Origin of the sequence: Haloterrigena turkmenica DSM 5511 (assembly GCF_000025325.1) — an archaeon.
Lineage (GTDB): Archaea > Halobacteriota > Halobacteria > Halobacteriales > Natrialbaceae > Haloterrigena > Haloterrigena turkmenica.
The window spans coordinates 417,194-433,509 of the sequence record NC_013744.1 but is presented as its reverse complement, the minus strand read 5'-3'; the positions used below and the strand labels follow the sequence as shown (position 1 = coordinate 433,509).

The window sequence follows — 16,316 nt, the reverse complement described above, 5'->3', positions numbered from 1 at the left end:
TCGGGTGTTTTTTAATGACCGATCGCAAACCGTGAGTATCGATGACGAATGAGATAGGAGCCGTTCGTCGATCGCCGGTCGTTCGCGTCTCGGCAGCGGTCGCAGCGGATCGAGGTGACCGCGTTTACGCCGCCGCTCGCGACGCCGCGGCTTCCGTGTCGGTCGTCCGAACCGGACCCACCGGCGTCGACGAACTGGAACCGCTGGTCCTCGCGACCGACGACGGGCGGACCGCGTTCTTTCGCTCGCCGTCCCCGTCGACGACTCGAGATCTCGTCACGGAATTTGAATCAAATGGACTCCCGATGTCCCGCGCCGACGCCATCGTCGACCACGATCCGGACGCGACGTCGCTTCCGGTTCCGGAAACTGGCCCGCTCGCTGCGGGCCGACGGCTCGTCCTCGGTCCGTGCGGCTGGGTCAATCCGCTCGATCCGGCCGACTACACACTGTGTTCGACCGAACGCGACGCCAGTGTGGCCGTGGATATGGGGATTCTCGCCCGTGGGCGGGGCGACGCCATCGCCGACGAACCGGCCATTGACGCTTGGGAACGGGCCCGCGAGACCGACGGCGATCCACTCATCGTCGTCAACGCGAACGAGCCCGACGACCGACAGCAGGCCGACCGGACGCTGCTCGCCGGGGCGCCGATCGCAGTCCTGGACGGCGTCGCGGCGGTCGCAGAGTACGTCGGCGCCGAGGACGCGGTCGTCTATCTGAACGAACACGAGACTACCCTCCAGCGACACGTTCGACAGGCCGCAAACGCCATCGAAGACGAACTGCCGGTCGTGCCGGACGTCGTCGTCGGCCCTGACGAGTACCGCGCCGGCGCGCCGACGGCCGCGCTCGAGGCCATGGAGGGCGCGGACCGGATCGAACCCCGCCTGCAACCGCCGACGCCGGCCGAGTACGGCCTTTACGGCCGTCCGACGATCGTGCACACGCCGCGGACGTTCGCACAGGTCCGGCAGGCCGTTCACGCCCCGGAGTCGATCGACGCCGACGCCCCGGATCCGGGAACGCGGCTCGTGACCGTGACCGGCGACGTCGAGACGCCGGCGATCGTCGAACTGGACTCGAGCGCGACGCTCGAGACGACCCTCGATGCCGTTTCGATGGAGGGATCGCTCAAGATGGCCTGCGTCGGTGGTGTCTTCGGCGGGTTCACGACCGATCTGGGCGTCGCCCCCACTGCACGGTCGCTCACCGCGGCGGATCTCGGAACCGACGGCGTCGTCGAACTGCTGAGCGACAGGCGCTGTGCGGTCGCGACCGCCGGCGAGCGCGCGCAGTTCGCTTCGGAGGCCAACAGCGGCCGGTGCGTCCCCGGACGGGAGGGGACGAAACAGCTCACGGAACTGCTTCGCGACGTCTACGCGGGCGCGTTCAGAAGCGACGGAATTCGCGAACTGGGACGCGTCATGGCTCGCTCGAGCAACTGCCAGATCGGCGCCCACGCGCCGCGGCCCGTAACCACGGCCATGGACGAATTCGAATCCGAGTTTCGCGCCCACGCCAACGGGCGCTGTCCGAGCGGAACGTGTACTGATCACTTATGAGTACGTACGATCCACTTCCACGAATACCGACAATCGACGATCGACGGGACGAGACGCCAGTGACAGCGACGTTCGAGACGGGCACTGCGAACGATCCCCCCGCCGGTACGGCCAGCGATGAACCGACGACGCTCTCGATCAACGGGCAGTCGGTGACCGTTCCGCCCGGATCGACCGTCATCGACGCGATGCAGGCCGCTGACGACGAGACGGTCTCCGTCGATCCGGGCGCCAACGGCCTCGAGAGCGACGCCGACGTGCCCGCGCTGTGTCACTACGACCGGGACGGTTCGGCGAGCGAGGAGATTGGCCCTCGAAGCGAGTGTCGGACCTGTATGGTCGAGACGGAGGAACACGGTCTCGTTCCGTCCTGTTCGTTCCCCGCGGAGGACGGGCTGTCGGTCAGGACCGACACGCCCGACGCCGCGGAGAGTCGAAGCGTGAACCTCGATCTCGTCCTCTCGAACCACAACCTCCGCTGTACGACCTGCAACGGGAACGGGCGCTGTGAGTTACAGGACGCCGCGATCAGCGAGGGGGTCGACCACCCGCGCTACGGCGTGTTCGACGAGCGGAGCGAGTACGAACCGATCGACGACACCTCCTCGTTCATCCAGATCGACCGCAACAAGTGCATCCTCTGTAATCGCTGCGTGGAGGGCTGTAACGACGTGCAGGTCGAGGGCGTGCTCCGAATCGAGGGCCACGGCGAGGACACTCGGATCGGGTTCCAGTCGGACGCGGAGACGATGGCCGACTCCGAGTGCGTCTCCTGTGGCCACTGCGCGACGGTCTGTCCGACCGGCGCGCTCACCGAGAAGGGAATCGGCGGCCCCGGAACGCTGCCGCTTCCCGGCTTCACCCATCGCAACTCCATCGGGACGGTCGTCGAGACCGACGAGGCGGAAACCATAGACGACACGACTGCACCGAATCGGTCGCCCGACCCCGGCAGCGCTGCCAGCCCCACTAACGCGGTCGGCGGCGACGACGCGGCGGAGGCGCGAGTCGCTCGCTTCATGGAGCGCGCCAAGGACCGCGTCGCCGAACTCGCCAGCGAGTACGGTCATAGAGCGGTACTGGCCGGCGAACATACGGCGGAAAACATCGCCACGAAGACGCTCCCGGAAGGACGGCTCTTCGACATCGCCGATTTCGTCAGCGACGTTCGCCTCGAAAACCTCGATGTCGAAGAGACGACGTGTGGCTTCTGTGCGGTCGGCTGTCGCTTCGAAATGTGGAGCAAAGACGGCGACACGATCGGTACCGTACCGGTCGACGATCCGTCCGCAGCGCCCGCCAATAACTTCTCGACCTGCGTGAAAGGAAAGTTCGGCCACGAGTTCGCGAACAGCGACCGGCGACTCACCGAGCCGCTCGTCCGGACCGACTCCGGCGAGTTCGAGTCGGTCTCGTGGGACGACGCGCTCGAGTACGTCGCGGAACGTCTCCGAGAGATCCAGAACGAGCACGGCGTCGACGCCGTTAGTTGTCTCGCGTCGTCGAAGGGGACCAACGAAGAGGCCTACCTCGTCCAGAAGTTCGCCCGACAGGTCCTGGGGACGAAGAACGTCGACAACTGCGCGCGCCTCTGTCACTCCTCGACGGTCGCGGCGCTCCAGCAGACGCTCGGCTACGGCGCGATGACCAACCGGATCAACGAGGACGTCGGCGAGGCCGACGCCTACCTCATCACCGGTTCGAACACGACCGAGAGCCATCCGGTACTGGCGACGCGCATCAAGCAAAACGTTCGCGACGGCGCCGATCTGGTCGTGTTCGATCCGCGGCAGGTCGGCATCGCCGAACACGCCGACCAGTACACCCGGACCGAGCCGGGCTATGACGTGGCCTGGATCAACGGGCTGATCCGCTACGTGATCGAGAACGACCTCCACGACGAGGCGTTCATCGAGCGGAACACGACCGGCTTCGAGGACCTCCGCGAGAAGGTCCGGCCATACACGCCCGAACGGGTCGAGGAGGTCGCGGGCGTCCCGGCTGCGGAACTCGAGTCGGCTGCGGAGACCCTCGCCGCGGCCGACACCGTCGTCTTCGGCTGGGCGATGGGAATGACCCAGTCGAGCCACGGTACGCAGAACATCTTGGCGCTCGCGAACCTCGCGCTAACGCTCGGCCAGCTCGGAAAGCCGGGGGCCGGCCTCTCGCCGTTCCGCGGCCAGAACAACGTGCAGGGCGGCGGCGGGGACATGGGGACGCTCCCCGGGAGTCTGCCGGGGTATCAAGACCCGTCCGACGGCGAGGTGCGGGAGAAGTTCGCAGACGCCTGGGGCGAGCACCCGCCGGCCGAACCCGGTCTCAAAGTCCCCGAGATGTTCAGCGAGGCTCACGAGGGCAACCTCCGTGGGATGTACATCGTCGGCGAGAACCCCGCGCTATCCGAACCCGACGTGCAGCACGCCGGGGAAGCCCTCGAGGCGCTGGATTTCCTCGTCGTCCAGGACATTTTCATGACTGAGACGGCCGAACACGCGGACGTGATACTCCCCGCGGCGACGTCGCCGGAGAAACACGGGACGTTCACCAACACGGAGCGACGGATTCAGCGCGTCCGTCCGACGGCCGCCCCGCCCGGCGACGCGCGGCAGGACTGGGAGATCACCCAGGAACTGGCGAACCGTCTGGGCTATGATTGGGACTACGACCATCCGCGGGAGATCATGGACGAGATCAGTGACCTCGCCCCGATCTACGGCGGCGTCAGCTACGACCGCCTCGAGGAGGGACCCCAGCACGGACTGCAGTGGCCGGTTCCGGACGAGGACCACCCCGGGACGCCGTACCTGTACGATTACGAGGACGGGAACTTCAACTTCGAGGACGGACGCGCTCGCTTCGTCCCGGCGGACAGCGGCCAGCCCGGTGAGATCCCCGACGAGGACTACCCACTGACGCTCACGTCCGGTCGCGTCCTCTATCACTGGCATACCGGTCAGCTCACCCGCCGCGTCGAGGGGCTCATGAGCCACGTCGGCGAGAGCTTCGTCGAGATCCATCCCGAACTGGCCGCGCGACTCGACGTCACCGACGGGGAGTACGTCCGCGTCGAGTCCCGCCGCGGCGAGATCGTCGTCAAAGCACAGGTCACTGAGCGCGTCGACGCGGGAACGTTGTTCATCCCGATGCATTTCGCCGCCGGTGCAGTCAACAAACTCACACAGGAGACGTTCGACCCGCAGTCAGGGATCCCCGAGTACAAGGTCTCGAGCGTCCGCGTCGAACCGCTCGGTCCGGAGACCGACGCCGACGTGCTTCGGACGCCCGATGTCGGAGCGGCTACCGATGGTGCCGCTATCAGCGACGACTGATCCGTCTGCTATCAGTCCGGCGAAGATTCGGCAGGAGGTAACGTGCTTCGGAATACGTCCTCCGGCCCAGGCAGGTCGCTGAACGAAACGGCTGAACACGCGTGACTGACTCCGGTCTGTTGATGTCACGGTCGTTCTAACCGAGGCGACTGTACCCCGTGTGAACGGGAACGACCATGGCCGTAGCGAACGCAGTAGTCGCGAAATCGCAACGAGATACTGGAACGAGCTATCGTTCTGCGAGTCATCCTCGCTCGGATGATCGCAGCCCAAGCGGTCGTCCCGTCCGTCAGCGATTCCGATCGATCTATCGGTGGTCTCTCGCCTGCATGGGGTTTTGCGTCGAAGAGTCGGTTCAGGCTCCGAACAGGAGGATGCGTGACCGTCGTGGGCCTTAGAATTTATACCCGCGACATCGATAGGAGGCGACGCGCGACCCGGCTTCCGTCTCTACCGTCACCGTCAGTTCCGCTGTCTTCCGGCTTTCGTGAGGGATCTCCGCGGTCGCGATCACCGTCTCACCGACGTCCACCGCCTCGAGGAAGGACACATTCGCCTCAAGCGCGATATTGGCGTCCGTACCGACACGGGAGGAAAGCGCTGCTCCGGCCGCCGCATCCGCGAGCGTGAAGACAGCGCCACCGTGAAGGACGCCGGCGAAATTCAGATGCGACTCCGTGACTGGCATTCGCGCCGTGGCCGCCCCGTCTTCGACCTTGTCGAACGTAATGTCGAGAGAGTTGCAGAACGGATCGTCGAACAATTCGTCTCGGATCAGTCCGTCGTCGACGGTCATAGTGGCGAATCACGATCGCTACATAAAAGTCGTTTTACTCGTTCCTGGCGCCGATCTCATCATGTTCGCGTCGTATCGTTTGCCGTTTCCTGTAATATAGTAGTTCTCGACCAAATACGAACGCGGTGTGCAAACGATTAGCGATACGCAGGTGCGATTTGGAGAGCTCGCTGGACCGCTCGTTCACGGATCCGTCCTCTTCGACTGGCAGCTGATTTCGACACAGGAGATCGCCGCCGCCTTCGGCTATCCGTTCGAGGACATCCTTGCGGACGACGGCATTCCCTACGCGCCGGTCGTGGTCGACACCACCGTCCACCGGTATCCCGCACTCGGTGACGAGATCACCGTCGAGACGGTGCCCATCGACGTCGGGAGATCGAGCGTCGAACTCCTCTACGAGATCCTCGATGCCGACGGCGAGCGCCTTGCGACGGCGCGAATGACTCACGTAACGATATCGTCAAGCGGCGGTGCACGTCCGTTGCCCGAGCAGGTTCGGTCGGCGTTCGCAGACGCGTGTGTCGATCGAGACCCCGAAGTCGGTCCGACGACGGAAACGGACGGGGGAACGGACCTGCCCTCTTATCTGAAGTCGGTCCCGATTCGGAGCCCCTACATCGAGGGCGCGGAACTATCCTACTTCGAGGAGTATCCCCGGTTCGCGGGGATCGCCCTCGAGGAGTTCCTCACCGAGCAGGGAACGAGTATCGGCGAACTCGCCGGTGAGAAACAGCCGTATCGGCTCCGCGATTGGGAATGGGAATTTCAGTCACCCGTTCAATTTGAAACCGAACTTCACGTCGAATGTGACGTGATACGCGTTGATCAGGAGACGATTCGGATCGCTCATAAGTTTACCAGCAGCGGGAAAACGAATATTAGAGGACTCACAGAATACGGTTGCTTCGATCGAACTGGAGCACCTGTTCCATTCGACGACGAGATGATAGCTCCGTTTAAATCGTAGCAGTTCCACTTCATCCACTCGGCTGACTGTTAGTCATATACCGTTACCCTTCTCGTTCGACTATCGCTTTCGCGAAATACGTTATAACCTCGTCATCGCTTTGGTTCCGCCCAGTAACCTTCATATCGACTGCGGGGAAATGGGAACCGTCTTGACCCGGATCGATATTCACTACTCTGACAGCAACGGTCAGTACGTCTCCCGAACGAAGCTGTTCGTGATGCTCGAGTTCCTCGATTTCGTTTACTCCTTTCAAAGCAATCTCCTGTGGCTTACTTACTAGGATACGCCCACAGATGGCTCGGATGTACTGTTTCGGGGTGATCAGCTCACCGTTCTCGTTCGTATCCTGTTGACATTCCGATTCGGCTTTGGCCACCCATCCCTCGATGTCTCGCTCTCGGATAGCGTGATGGCCACAGTATTCTCGGTCGCCGCTCTCTAGGTCCTCAAAATAACGCGTCATCGTCTACGGGTGATCCTTTCTCATAGAAAAGAGCACCGGACATTCCTTCCACTACTGATCGATCACCACTGCAGTAATGAACGATCAGTAGAACACACGATCGAGTCGTCGAAACAGAGTACCGGATAGCAACGTAGTGTGCTCTTTGGACACCATCTCAGTATGTACGATTGATATGATTTGGGCGACGCGATAAACCGATTACCGGACTGGGAAAACTAAGCGAGCTTGAAAGAATGACGGTACGCTCTTTCCGTGGGCGTCTGTGCTATTGTCGTGCAGATGCAAGCACCGTCTCAACGACCAGTAACGGTTTATGAATCGGGAGAATATGGATCACCTACGGAATGACTTGCCCCGAGCCTCGAACTGTAGCGGACCGTATCGAAACCGTCGTCGTTGACCCCACGAACGTTGTTGAGGCATTCGAGCAAAACCGTGACGACGAGACAGAACACCGTCGCCACGTCCTCCGTATCTCGCCACCGTTCGAAAGCGACGTGAAGGCGGTACCCCACGTTCTCGATGACAGGGACTCGCCGTCGGACGTCGATTCCACAGCGGTCCACCTCCGTCCTGAGACCTTCGTCAGCGTCCGCGACGATTATGATCGGTATCGGACCCGGGTTTCGATCCCGACGCGACGGGAATCGCGATCGATCGCGCGCAGCGATCACGGGGAAAACGTCGACACGGAGGTCGTCGAGGAGTACCACACCACTGCGATGGAAGCGTGGGAGGAATGCGTTCGTACGAGTTTAGTCGATGAGATTCTCCTACTTCCCGACCCGAAACCCGAAAACGAGGTCTGGATTGACGTTCAATACGAGGAGAGGTGAGTCAGATTTTCCACGAGTAGGACCTGTGGTTCGATCTGCTCGACAGCGGATATTTCGACGTCTGCCCTCTCGACCCCCCTCCGTTGCAGCCAACGGGAACCCCTTGTAATACTCCCGCTCGAGAGGAGTGGCTTATAAACCCACCAAGAGGGTGAAGCCAGGAATATTCCCATCTGGATCTCTACTGCCTAATCGGAAATGGAGACTCAACCCGATGAATCAACGAACCAGCCGGTATCTGTCGCAGTCGTCGAAGCCATTGCTGCTGCCACTGATCGGAGTCCTCTGGAAGTCGAACCCCTCTACGATACGATCGATCCAGAGGCCCTCAATGAGTTATTCAATAATGTGGGAAGTCAGTCACGAGCACGAGGGAGGATTACGTTCGTCCACTGCGGATATGAGGTGACCGTCGAAGACACTGGAGACGTAACGGTTGATGAACGATAACATTCCGCATTGATAGTGGAGTGAAATAGTCGGCAGATTGCTTGGCACGAAAGTGTGCGAATGTTTGCTTCAGACGTTCAGAGTGGATAACTCACACAGACAAACGGTACCCTGTCACACATCATCATCATCATCATGATTCTCCGCGACTGCGAGACGGTCAACAAACAGAACACTTGTAGTATATGATGTCTTAGCGTGACTATAGATGGATGATATTGGAGTCTATTTGGATCGAATAACCGCCGGAGACGACCTCACTATCGATGGAGCGCGCGAGGTTGCTCAGCTACTCTTCAGAGAGGCTACAGAGGCACAGATCGGTGCGGTACTCGCTGCGCTCCGCACGAAAGGTGAGACAGAAGCCGAGATCGCTGGGTTCGCTCAGGGGATGCGCAACACGATGCGAACGATTGATCCCGATCGGTCGCCGCTAGTTGACATCTGTGGCACCGGCGGGGACAGTTACAACACGATCAATGTCTCGACAACCAGCGCGATCGTTGCGGCGGGGGCGGGTACGGCAGTCGCCAAGCACGGCAACTACTCGGTCTCCTCGTCGTCAGGAAGCGCCGACGTTCTGGATGTCGTCGGCGTCGACACCAATTCGGAACCGCACGCCGTCGAAGCCGCGATCGAACGAAACGGAATCGGATTCATGCTCGCACCAGTATTCAATCCGGCAATGGAGACCGTTATCGGTCCGCGGAAGGAACTCGGAGTCCGGACGATCTTCAACGTTCTCGGACCGCTCACCAATCCTGCCGGAGCCGACGCACAAGTAGTCGGCGTCTACGATCAGGATCTGGTGCCGGTTCTGGCCAGGGTGTTAGCCCGCCTCGAGGTTGACCGTGCACTCGTCGTCCACGGTCAGGGAATCGACGAGATCACGATCCATGGGGAAACGAGCGTCGCCGAAGTCACCGGCGAGTCGATCGAAGAGTACGTAATCACTCCGGAAACGCTCGGACTGGACCATAGTGGTATCGAGGCGGTTTCGGGAGGGACGCCGGCGGAGAACGCAGCAGCTCTTCGCGGGATCGTCACAGGGTCGATAACGGGCCCGATGCGTGACATCGTTCTCGCAAATGCGGGTGCGACAGTATATGTCGCCGGTCTCACAGAGACAGTACGGGCGGGCGTCGATTGCGCTCGCGAAGCGATTGATTCGGGCGAAGCTGCCGCTAAACTCGAGAATCTGTGCAGTGAAGGACAGAACTGACTCGGATAATAGTTGGCTATGGATCGCTAAGAGAGGCGTTTCAGAACGGACTTCGAAAGCACCTCCACACCGATCGAGAGGCTCTCCTCATCGATATCGAACTTCGGGGTATGGTGGCCACTGGGATTGCTCCCGCCGATGCCGATGTACGTCGCCTTGCCACCGTTCTCCGTCACGGCCTTCATCAAGTACATGGCGTCCTCGCTCGCGGCCAAGGCGTCGCGTCGAATCAGTGAGAGCGACTCCGACCGATCAGTTACCGTCTCACTCACCAGGTCCACGAGTTCTCCATCGCAGTCCTGTCGTATCGATTCCCCGGTGAGAGAGATTTCGGCGTCACACTCGTGCATCTCCGCCGCCGTGTTTACGTGTCGCTGCACGGCGTCGCGCATATACTCCATCAGTTCGGTCGACTCGCCACGAACCTCGATCGACGCGGTTGCTCGGTCAGCGATGATATTCGCGGCGTTGTCCGCGCTGATTTCCCCGATGTTCACGCGCGTTTTCCCCTCCCTGTGGCGAGGGGTCGCGTAGATGTTATGAGCAGCGGCGATGAGCGCTTGGACCGCGTTCCGTCCTTCGTTCGGAGCCAACCCTGCGTGGGCAGATTCGCCCTCGAACGTGACGTCCATTCGGGCGAGGGCGAGCGCTTCATCGAGTCCGGCAACGACCGTCCCTGTCGGATAATCGAGGCCGACGTGGGCTCCGAACAGATAGTCGACGTCGTCAATGTGGGGACCCGAAGCCATCGCTTTTCCACCGCCGAGGAGTTCCTCTGCTGGTTGGAAGAAGACTTTAAATGTCCCACTGAAATCCCTCTGAATAACCGACTGAATCGTTCCTAACCCGAATGTAATGTGGGAATCGTGGCCACATGCGTGCATAAACCCTTCATTAGTCGATCGAAAGCCGTCGGACGCTGGCCGATGATCGTCGTCAGCCGATTCGGTGATGGGAAGCGCGTCGATGTCGACACGTAATCCGACGGTCGGACCCTCACCGTTCTCGACGACCGCGACGACCCCCGTATGACCGCCTTGAATCTGCTCTAACACGTCCGTACGGTTCGTTTCAGACGTCGCTTTCTCGTACCACTCCGAAAGTACGTCCTCCTCAGGAACTCCCAATCGCTCGTCGGGATCGAGAGCGTCCGCCCCGATGTGGATCTCGTCGACGTTCAACTGTTCGAGTTCCTCGACGATCCGTACGGTCGTTCGGAACTCACACCAGCCGGGTTCCGGATACCGGTGAAACTCCAGTCTCCACTCCTTCAGGTCCGCTTCCGATGGGGATATCGTTTCCGTTGGCATAGGGTTGTGATTCAGCGTATATCTCGTTTCTTCGAAGCTCCTTGATTGTTACTACCGCTCACGAATCGTCCGGTGGGTGGATCATCCCGTTCTCCCACATCCATCGCGCGATCAGGATCGTTCCGAAGACGGAGACGATTATCACCACATAGAGTGGATATCCGGGAAGGAAGTTGAGGAATCCGAGTTCTAACAGCGTCGTCATCGCCAGTGCCAGCGTGAACCCGACACCTGCCACTTTCGGATAGTCACGTCCGAACTGTGCGAAGATCGCGCCGAACACCGCCGGGACGAGGTACGAGTCGAGCGCGTTCTGCCACAGGGCAGGGAGCGCTTGGAACGCGGAAACGAGGGCGAACGCCCCGACACCCAGCAGCGTCGTATTAACGGCGATCGATGCGGCGATCGCGATCGTCGAGATGATGCTTCCCTGTGGCGTCCCGGTTTGTACGTCCGCGCTCTCCTGGGCAGCGGCAGCGCAGGGCAATCGCAGGTTAGAGATGTTCCCGGACAGGAACGCCATATACGTACCCGGGATCCCCAATACGGGGTAATACGAGAGCGGTTCGACCAGCCAAAAGATACCGTACGTCGCCGCGACCGAGATGAACGCACCGATGACCGCCTGTGTCGGCGGGAGAATACCAAACACCGTTAGTAGGGCCACTGCGGGACCGAACGAGAGTGCTACGGCGAGGAGGTTCGTCCTCCGCCCCCATTTATTGATATACGGGACGAAATCGTTCTCGTACACGTCTTTGCTACTGTCTGAGCCGTCTGCAACGTTGGTATCGATCTCACTTTCAGACATCTTACCACCAACTCCCGACCGTCACTTGCAGTACCACTCCGACCAGGAGACCGACGATCATCGCGGTACCCAGCGCCCATTCTCGTAACCATTGTATATCTCTCTTATCGGCTATCCGTAACAGCACCAGCATCACCAATCCCCCTACGGCGACCGATCCCGTTTCGGGCGTTCCCGCCGCGACTTCACCGGTCAGGAAATAGGCGAAGGCCCCGAGCATCGCGGCGGAACTAATGATCGGAATGAGTTTTTCTTTCCCGTTGCCAAGCTTCTGTCTGGCCTTTTCCATATGCGGCGTTCCGAGGGCGGAGACCAGCAACCAGCCAGTGCCACCCAGAGTCATCGACCAGACTGCCGTCGCATACGCCGTCTCAGAGATATCTCCGTCACCGAGACTGTATCCAAACTGGCTCACGCCCAGCTCAGCCGCCGGGAGTTCGAACGCGACCGATCCGATCACCGTGAGACGCATCCATGCGACGGGTCCGCCGACGGTGGCTATCAGCGCCAACATTCCGACCAAGACCGCTACGGCGGGACCGATCGCCGATATCACCCCGGTCTTGAACCCGGTCTTTAGTTGTTCGTCTGACAATCCCATTTCCTTTCCATCGGCCCACGCTCGACGGAGAAAGATCGCCGCCTGAAACAACACTACCGAGACGACCGGTAGAGTCGAAAGCCACAACCATCGACTATTGGCGATATCCATATATGCCAGTACGGCTATCGGAGGTTCACACCACTCCATGATAGTTGCTATCACCCATCCATATATAAAAATGGTGGTAGTGAGACACGGATCTCTTTTCACGAAATATACCGACAATGCCATGACCTTGCAGCGGTATAATCAAAAGGCTCTGTTGAGATTTCATTCTCCAGACACAAAATCGTATGATATAGCCGGTCGCTGACGAGTGCGGACTGACCGTTGCCCCCTCCCTGTTTCAGATGCTATTCGGAGTGTCGTACAAGAGCTAGGGCGCGTAGCCGGCCATAGACTACTCTTCGTTTAGTGGAACGATAGGGCAGAATCGAATCAATAAAACAGTACTGTTTTGCAACCCCTTTCGCAAGGTATAGTAATGACAGAACGGCCCTCGTCGGAGACCGAAGATCGAAAAGACGACCACATTCGGATCGTTCAGGAACGGGACGTCGAAACCACGGGAACGGGCTTCGAAGACGTCCAGCTCGTCCACGAAGCGCTTCCGGAACTCCATTACGACGCTATCGATACGTCCGTCGAATTTCTGGACCACGAGTTATCCGCTCCGATCTTCATCGAAAGCATGACCGGGGGGCATCAAAACACTACAGAAATCAATCGTGCACTGGCTCGCGCTGCCGGCGAGACGGGCATCGCGATGGGGCTCGGAAGCCAGCGAGCGGGCCTCGAGCTCGACGATAACGGCGTCCTCGAATCGTATACCGTCGTCCGTGACGCCGCACCCGACGCGTTCATCTATGGAAATCTTGGTGCAGCACAACTTCGAGAGTACGATCTCGAAACGGTTGAGCGCGCAGTGGAGATGATCGAGGCGGACGCGCTCGCAGTCCACCTGAACTTCCTCCAAGAAGCCGTCCAACCCGAAGGCGACGTCGACGGCCGGGACTGTCTGGCGGCCATCAAACGAGTAGTTGAGGATCTCTCTGTGCCGATCATCGTTAAAGAAACGGGTAACGGAATTTCAGGAGAGACTGCCCGAAAGCTATCCGAGGTAGGCGTTGACGCGATCGATGTCGCTGGAAAAGGCGGTACGACGTGGTCCGGGATCGAGGCCTACCGCGCGGCTGCGGCGAACGCACCGCGGCAGAAACGAATCGGTGCGCTGTTCCGGGAGTGGGGAATCCCGACCGCTGCGAGCACGACCGAGTGTGTCGCCGAACACGACTGCGTAATTGCGAGCGGCGGTGTACGGACGGGATTGGACGTAGCAAAAGCGATCGCGTTAGGTGCACTCGCCGGTGGGTTGGCAAAACCGTTCCTGAATCCGGCCACTAACGGCTCGGACGCTGTCATTGAGCGAGTTGAGGATCTGATCGCCGAGCTACGGACAGCAATGTTTGTCACCGGTTCGAAGTCAATCCCAGACCTTCAGCATACGGAGTACGTGTTGCAGGGAGAAACGCGCGAATACATCGCCCAACGGACCAGCGGAGAGTAGCAGCCAGATTCCACGCCTTCAGCTCCTCGGCAGGACAATTATCGTCGGCGTTATTCACCACGTGCGAAGTACGTCCGCTGTATTGACTGCTCAGAGTGATCGGTCGATAGTATGAACGAGACAGGCGATGGTGAGTTCACGGAACTGTTTCCACCAGCGTCTTGATCGGACGAACGCACCGTACTTTCGCTTTAGCGTCGCGTTGACGGTCTCGGATCGGCTCCGTTGGCCATAGAGATCAGCGTCTAAGCGTTCGTTCCACGCCTTGTGAAGTGATGTGAACTCCCGATACTTGATGAGTGGACGACCCCGTGTTGACGGGCAAGCGGAGAATTGCGTGGAGCACTGAGAGACGACTCGACGTGCCAGACGGATCGCTTTCTCAGTGAAACGGAGAATTTGTGACTTCCGGGGCGTTCATCTCGTCAAATCACGGGGCGAACCTGTAACCCTCTGAGTGTTTCAACGGAGCCAATCAAAACTATAAACCGACGAAACGGCGAAACCGTAGCGCTCAATAGGGCTCCCGAATAGGTCGTAATTAGTGGCAGAAGAGTTCCTACGTCACCTACTGATGGACCCGTTCGCGATTATGAACTCGATCGGGTTAGTCGCGTTCGCCTTGGTCGGATCCGCGAAGGCGATCCGCGAGGAATTCGATCTATTCGGGATCACTGTCGTCGGCCTCGCCACGGCCTTCGCCGGCGGTGCGACTCGAGACGTTCTCGTCAATCGGATTCCGCTCGCGCTGAGTTCGATGGGGGAGATCAGTCTCGGAGTGATCGGCGTTAGCCTCGCTATCGGATTACATCGCGTTCTGTCCTCTCCGGACGATCATCCGATAACGGTGATTTCAGATGCAGTCGGTCTGGCAGCGTTTACGACCACGGGCGCGATCGTGGCGGTAGACGCTGGCGTTTCGAGCTTCGGAGTCGTCGCCATCGCCACGATCAACGCGGTCGGTGGCGGTGCGTTCGCTGATATCCTGTTGGATCGATCGCCGTTCATTCTGGTGACCGATTTCTACGCGAGTTGTGCGGTACTGGGCGGGTGTACCTATTGGGTAGTCGCTGTCGGTTTCGGAGCCGAGAGCGTTGCTGCTGCGTTGTGCGCGAGCGTCACGGTCGGTACTCGGTTGTATGCTGTTCGATCCGGATTACATCTTCCGACCGCCCAATCGTTCGGTGCGATGTTCGAAGAGTGGTTTGGTAACAGCTCGAACTAACTCGAGACGGCCCGAATCAGAAGACGATTACTCGGTTTCTGTACCGGGTCTTCGACCGATCTCGTCGCGAACGCCGCGAATCACTGGTCCGCTTTCGCCCGCGCTTCGCGGCGGGCCTGGGCGACGGATTTGCCGTCCTGAAGGAGGGCATCGACGAACAGCTCCCCCGCTCGATACGAGGAGCGGACCATCGGGCCCGACGCGCAGTACAGAAAGCCCAATTCCTCCTCGGCGACGCGTTGCCACGTGTCGAAGGCGTCGGGGTGGACGTACTCGTCGACTTCCAAGTGCGACAGGGAGGGCCGGAGGTACTGGCCCAGCGTCACCACGTCGACGCCCGCTGCCCGCAAGTCCGCGAGCGTCCGGTAGACTTCGTGGGCGTATTCGCCGACCCCGAGCATGAGCGAGGATTTCGTGTAGATGTCGGATTCGCGGTGGACCTGCCGGAGCACCGACAGCGATTGCTCGTAGCTCGCTCGCCGGTCCCGGACTGGCCGTTGTAACCGCTGGACGGTCTCGACGTTGTGCGCGATAACGTCCGGATCCGCGTCGATAATCTTCCGGACGAGGCGTTCCTCGCCCTGGAAATCGGGAATGAGCACCTCGACGAGGATGCCCGGGTCCCGGTCTTTGATTTCGCGGATGGTTTCGGCGAAATGGCCCGCGCCCTGATCGGGCAAGTCGTCCCGGTCGACGCTGGTCAAGACGACGTAGTCCAGGCCGATGTCTGCGACGGCCGCGGCGACCTGCTGGGGTTCCTTCGGGTCGAGGGGCTCCATGCCGCCGGTCTCGACGTCACAGAAGTTACACCCCCGCGAACAGCGCTCACCCATCAGCATGAACGTCGCCGTGCCGGGGCCGTTGCGCCCCGACCAGCAGTCGCCGAGGTTCGGACAATTGGCTTCCTCACAGACCGTGTTGAGGTCTCGCTCCCGGAGCGTCTCTTTGATGTCGGTGAACCGCTCGCCCGACGGCGGCCGCATCTTTAGCCACTCGGGCTTGCCAGTACGACTCATAGTAGTCGAATGTGCGTCCTCGGAAAAATACCTGTGGATGTCGTCGCTCGCGGGGCGACAGCCCTGCGACAGCGATCGATTGCAATTCGCGGTTCGGAGACCGGGGAGGCCGACGGTGAGCGGTCACTCGACGAGAAGTCCCTCGA

At 60.3% G+C, this 16,316-nt stretch carries 14 protein-coding genes and 1 pseudogene; 7 read left to right on the top strand and 8 right to left on the bottom strand.

Annotated features, from left to right (window positions below):
- Positions 1 to 41 precede the first annotated feature (41 nt).
- Together HTUR_RS20395 and fdhF are read left to right on the top strand one after the other, a co-directional pair.
- Complete coding sequence (locus HTUR_RS20395; protein ID WP_012945228.1) at positions 42 to 1,565, top strand: NADH-ubiquinone oxidoreductase-F iron-sulfur binding region domain-containing protein; 1,524 nt, start codon at positions 42 to 44, stop codon at positions 1,563 to 1,565.
- Positions 1,562 to 4,894 (top strand): formate dehydrogenase subunit alpha, encoded by a 3,333-nt coding sequence (gene fdhF / locus HTUR_RS20390; RefSeq protein WP_012945227.1) that lies wholly within the window; start codon positions 1,562 to 1,564, stop codon positions 4,892 to 4,894. The genes HTUR_RS20395 and fdhF overlap by 4 nt, the downstream gene beginning before the upstream one ends.
- Before the next feature lie 394 nt (positions 4,895 to 5,288).
- On the opposite strand, the gene HTUR_RS20385 is transcribed toward fdhF, so the two are convergent.
- A complete protein-coding gene (locus tag HTUR_RS20385; protein ID WP_012945226.1) occupies positions 5,289 to 5,690 on the bottom strand; it encodes a PaaI family thioesterase in 402 nt (133 codons plus the stop codon).
- Between the two features lie 127 nt (positions 5,691 to 5,817).
- Here HTUR_RS20385 and HTUR_RS20380 point away from each other — a divergent pair, with 127 nt between their 5' ends.
- On the top strand, positions 5,818 to 6,660 hold the full coding sequence (locus HTUR_RS20380) for a thioesterase family protein (RefSeq protein ID WP_012945225.1): 843 nt from the start codon (positions 5,818 to 5,820) through the stop codon (positions 6,658 to 6,660).
- 43 nt (positions 6,661 to 6,703) lie between these two features.
- On the opposite strand, the gene HTUR_RS25825 is transcribed toward HTUR_RS20380, so the two are convergent.
- Positions 6,704 to 7,039: a hypothetical protein gene (locus tag HTUR_RS25825; RefSeq protein ID WP_148225427.1), complete on the bottom strand. Its 336-nt coding sequence runs from the start codon at positions 7,037 to 7,039 to the stop codon at positions 6,704 to 6,706.
- 401 nt (positions 7,040 to 7,440) lie between these two features.
- Entirely contained in the window at positions 7,441 to 7,842 is a 402-nt protein-coding gene (locus tag HTUR_RS27590; protein ID WP_187291495.1) for a hypothetical protein, read from the bottom strand.
- Between the two features lie 321 nt (positions 7,843 to 8,163).
- Here HTUR_RS27590 and HTUR_RS25820 point away from each other — a divergent pair, with 321 nt between their 5' ends.
- Complete coding sequence (locus HTUR_RS25820) at positions 8,164 to 8,415, top strand: HalOD1 output domain-containing protein (protein WP_081443508.1); 252 nt, start codon at positions 8,164 to 8,166, stop codon at positions 8,413 to 8,415.
- Between the two features lie 208 nt (positions 8,416 to 8,623).
- Complete coding sequence (gene trpD / locus HTUR_RS20370) at positions 8,624 to 9,637, top strand: anthranilate phosphoribosyltransferase (RefSeq protein ID WP_012945222.1); 1,014 nt, start codon at positions 8,624 to 8,626, stop codon at positions 9,635 to 9,637.
- 26 nt (positions 9,638 to 9,663) lie between these two features.
- Here trpD and HTUR_RS20365 read toward each other — a convergent pair whose 3' ends face one another.
- From HTUR_RS20365 to HTUR_RS20355, 3 genes are read right to left on the bottom strand one after another with little or no spacing between them, the layout of a single operon-like run.
- A complete protein-coding gene (locus HTUR_RS20365) occupies positions 9,664 to 10,947 on the bottom strand; it encodes an amidohydrolase (protein ID WP_012945221.1) in 1,284 nt (427 codons plus the stop codon).
- Positions 10,948 to 11,005: 58 nt separating this feature from the next.
- Positions 11,006 to 11,758: a hypothetical protein gene (locus tag HTUR_RS20360; RefSeq protein WP_012945220.1), complete on the bottom strand. Its 753-nt coding sequence runs from the start codon at positions 11,756 to 11,758 to the stop codon at positions 11,006 to 11,008.
- A gap of 1 nt (position 11,759) precedes the next feature.
- Positions 11,760 to 12,509, bottom strand: a complete 750-nt coding sequence (locus HTUR_RS20355) for a DUF5058 family protein (protein ID WP_226377522.1) — start codon at positions 12,507 to 12,509, stop codon at positions 11,760 to 11,762.
- Between the two features lie 337 nt (positions 12,510 to 12,846).
- Between HTUR_RS20355 and fni the strand changes: the two genes are divergently transcribed.
- Positions 12,847 to 13,929 carry a type 2 isopentenyl-diphosphate Delta-isomerase gene (gene fni, locus HTUR_RS20350; RefSeq protein ID WP_012945218.1) on the top strand — a complete coding sequence of 361 codons (1,083 nt, stop codon included), beginning with the start codon at positions 12,847 to 12,849 and terminating at the stop codon, positions 13,927 to 13,929.
- A 90-nt stretch (positions 13,930 to 14,019) separates the two neighbouring features.
- Here the strand turns inward: fni and HTUR_RS25815 are convergent.
- Positions 14,020 to 14,235: pseudogene (locus tag HTUR_RS25815) on the bottom strand (IS5/IS1182 family transposase); the annotation flags it as partial.
- A gap of 268 nt (positions 14,236 to 14,503) precedes the next feature.
- Between HTUR_RS25815 and HTUR_RS20345 the strand changes: the two are divergent.
- The gene (locus HTUR_RS20345) at positions 14,504 to 15,154 is read left to right on the top strand and encodes a trimeric intracellular cation channel family protein (protein WP_012945217.1); all 651 of its coding nucleotides are present in this window, start codon (positions 14,504 to 14,506) and stop codon (positions 15,152 to 15,154) included.
- Positions 15,155 to 15,234: 80 nt separating this feature from the next.
- Here the strand turns inward: HTUR_RS20345 and lipA are convergent, their stop codons facing one another.
- Positions 15,235 to 16,209, bottom strand: a complete 975-nt coding sequence (gene lipA, locus HTUR_RS20340; RefSeq protein WP_226377551.1) for a lipoyl synthase — start codon at positions 16,207 to 16,209, stop codon at positions 15,235 to 15,237.
- Between the last annotated feature and the right edge of the window lie 107 nt (positions 16,210 to 16,316).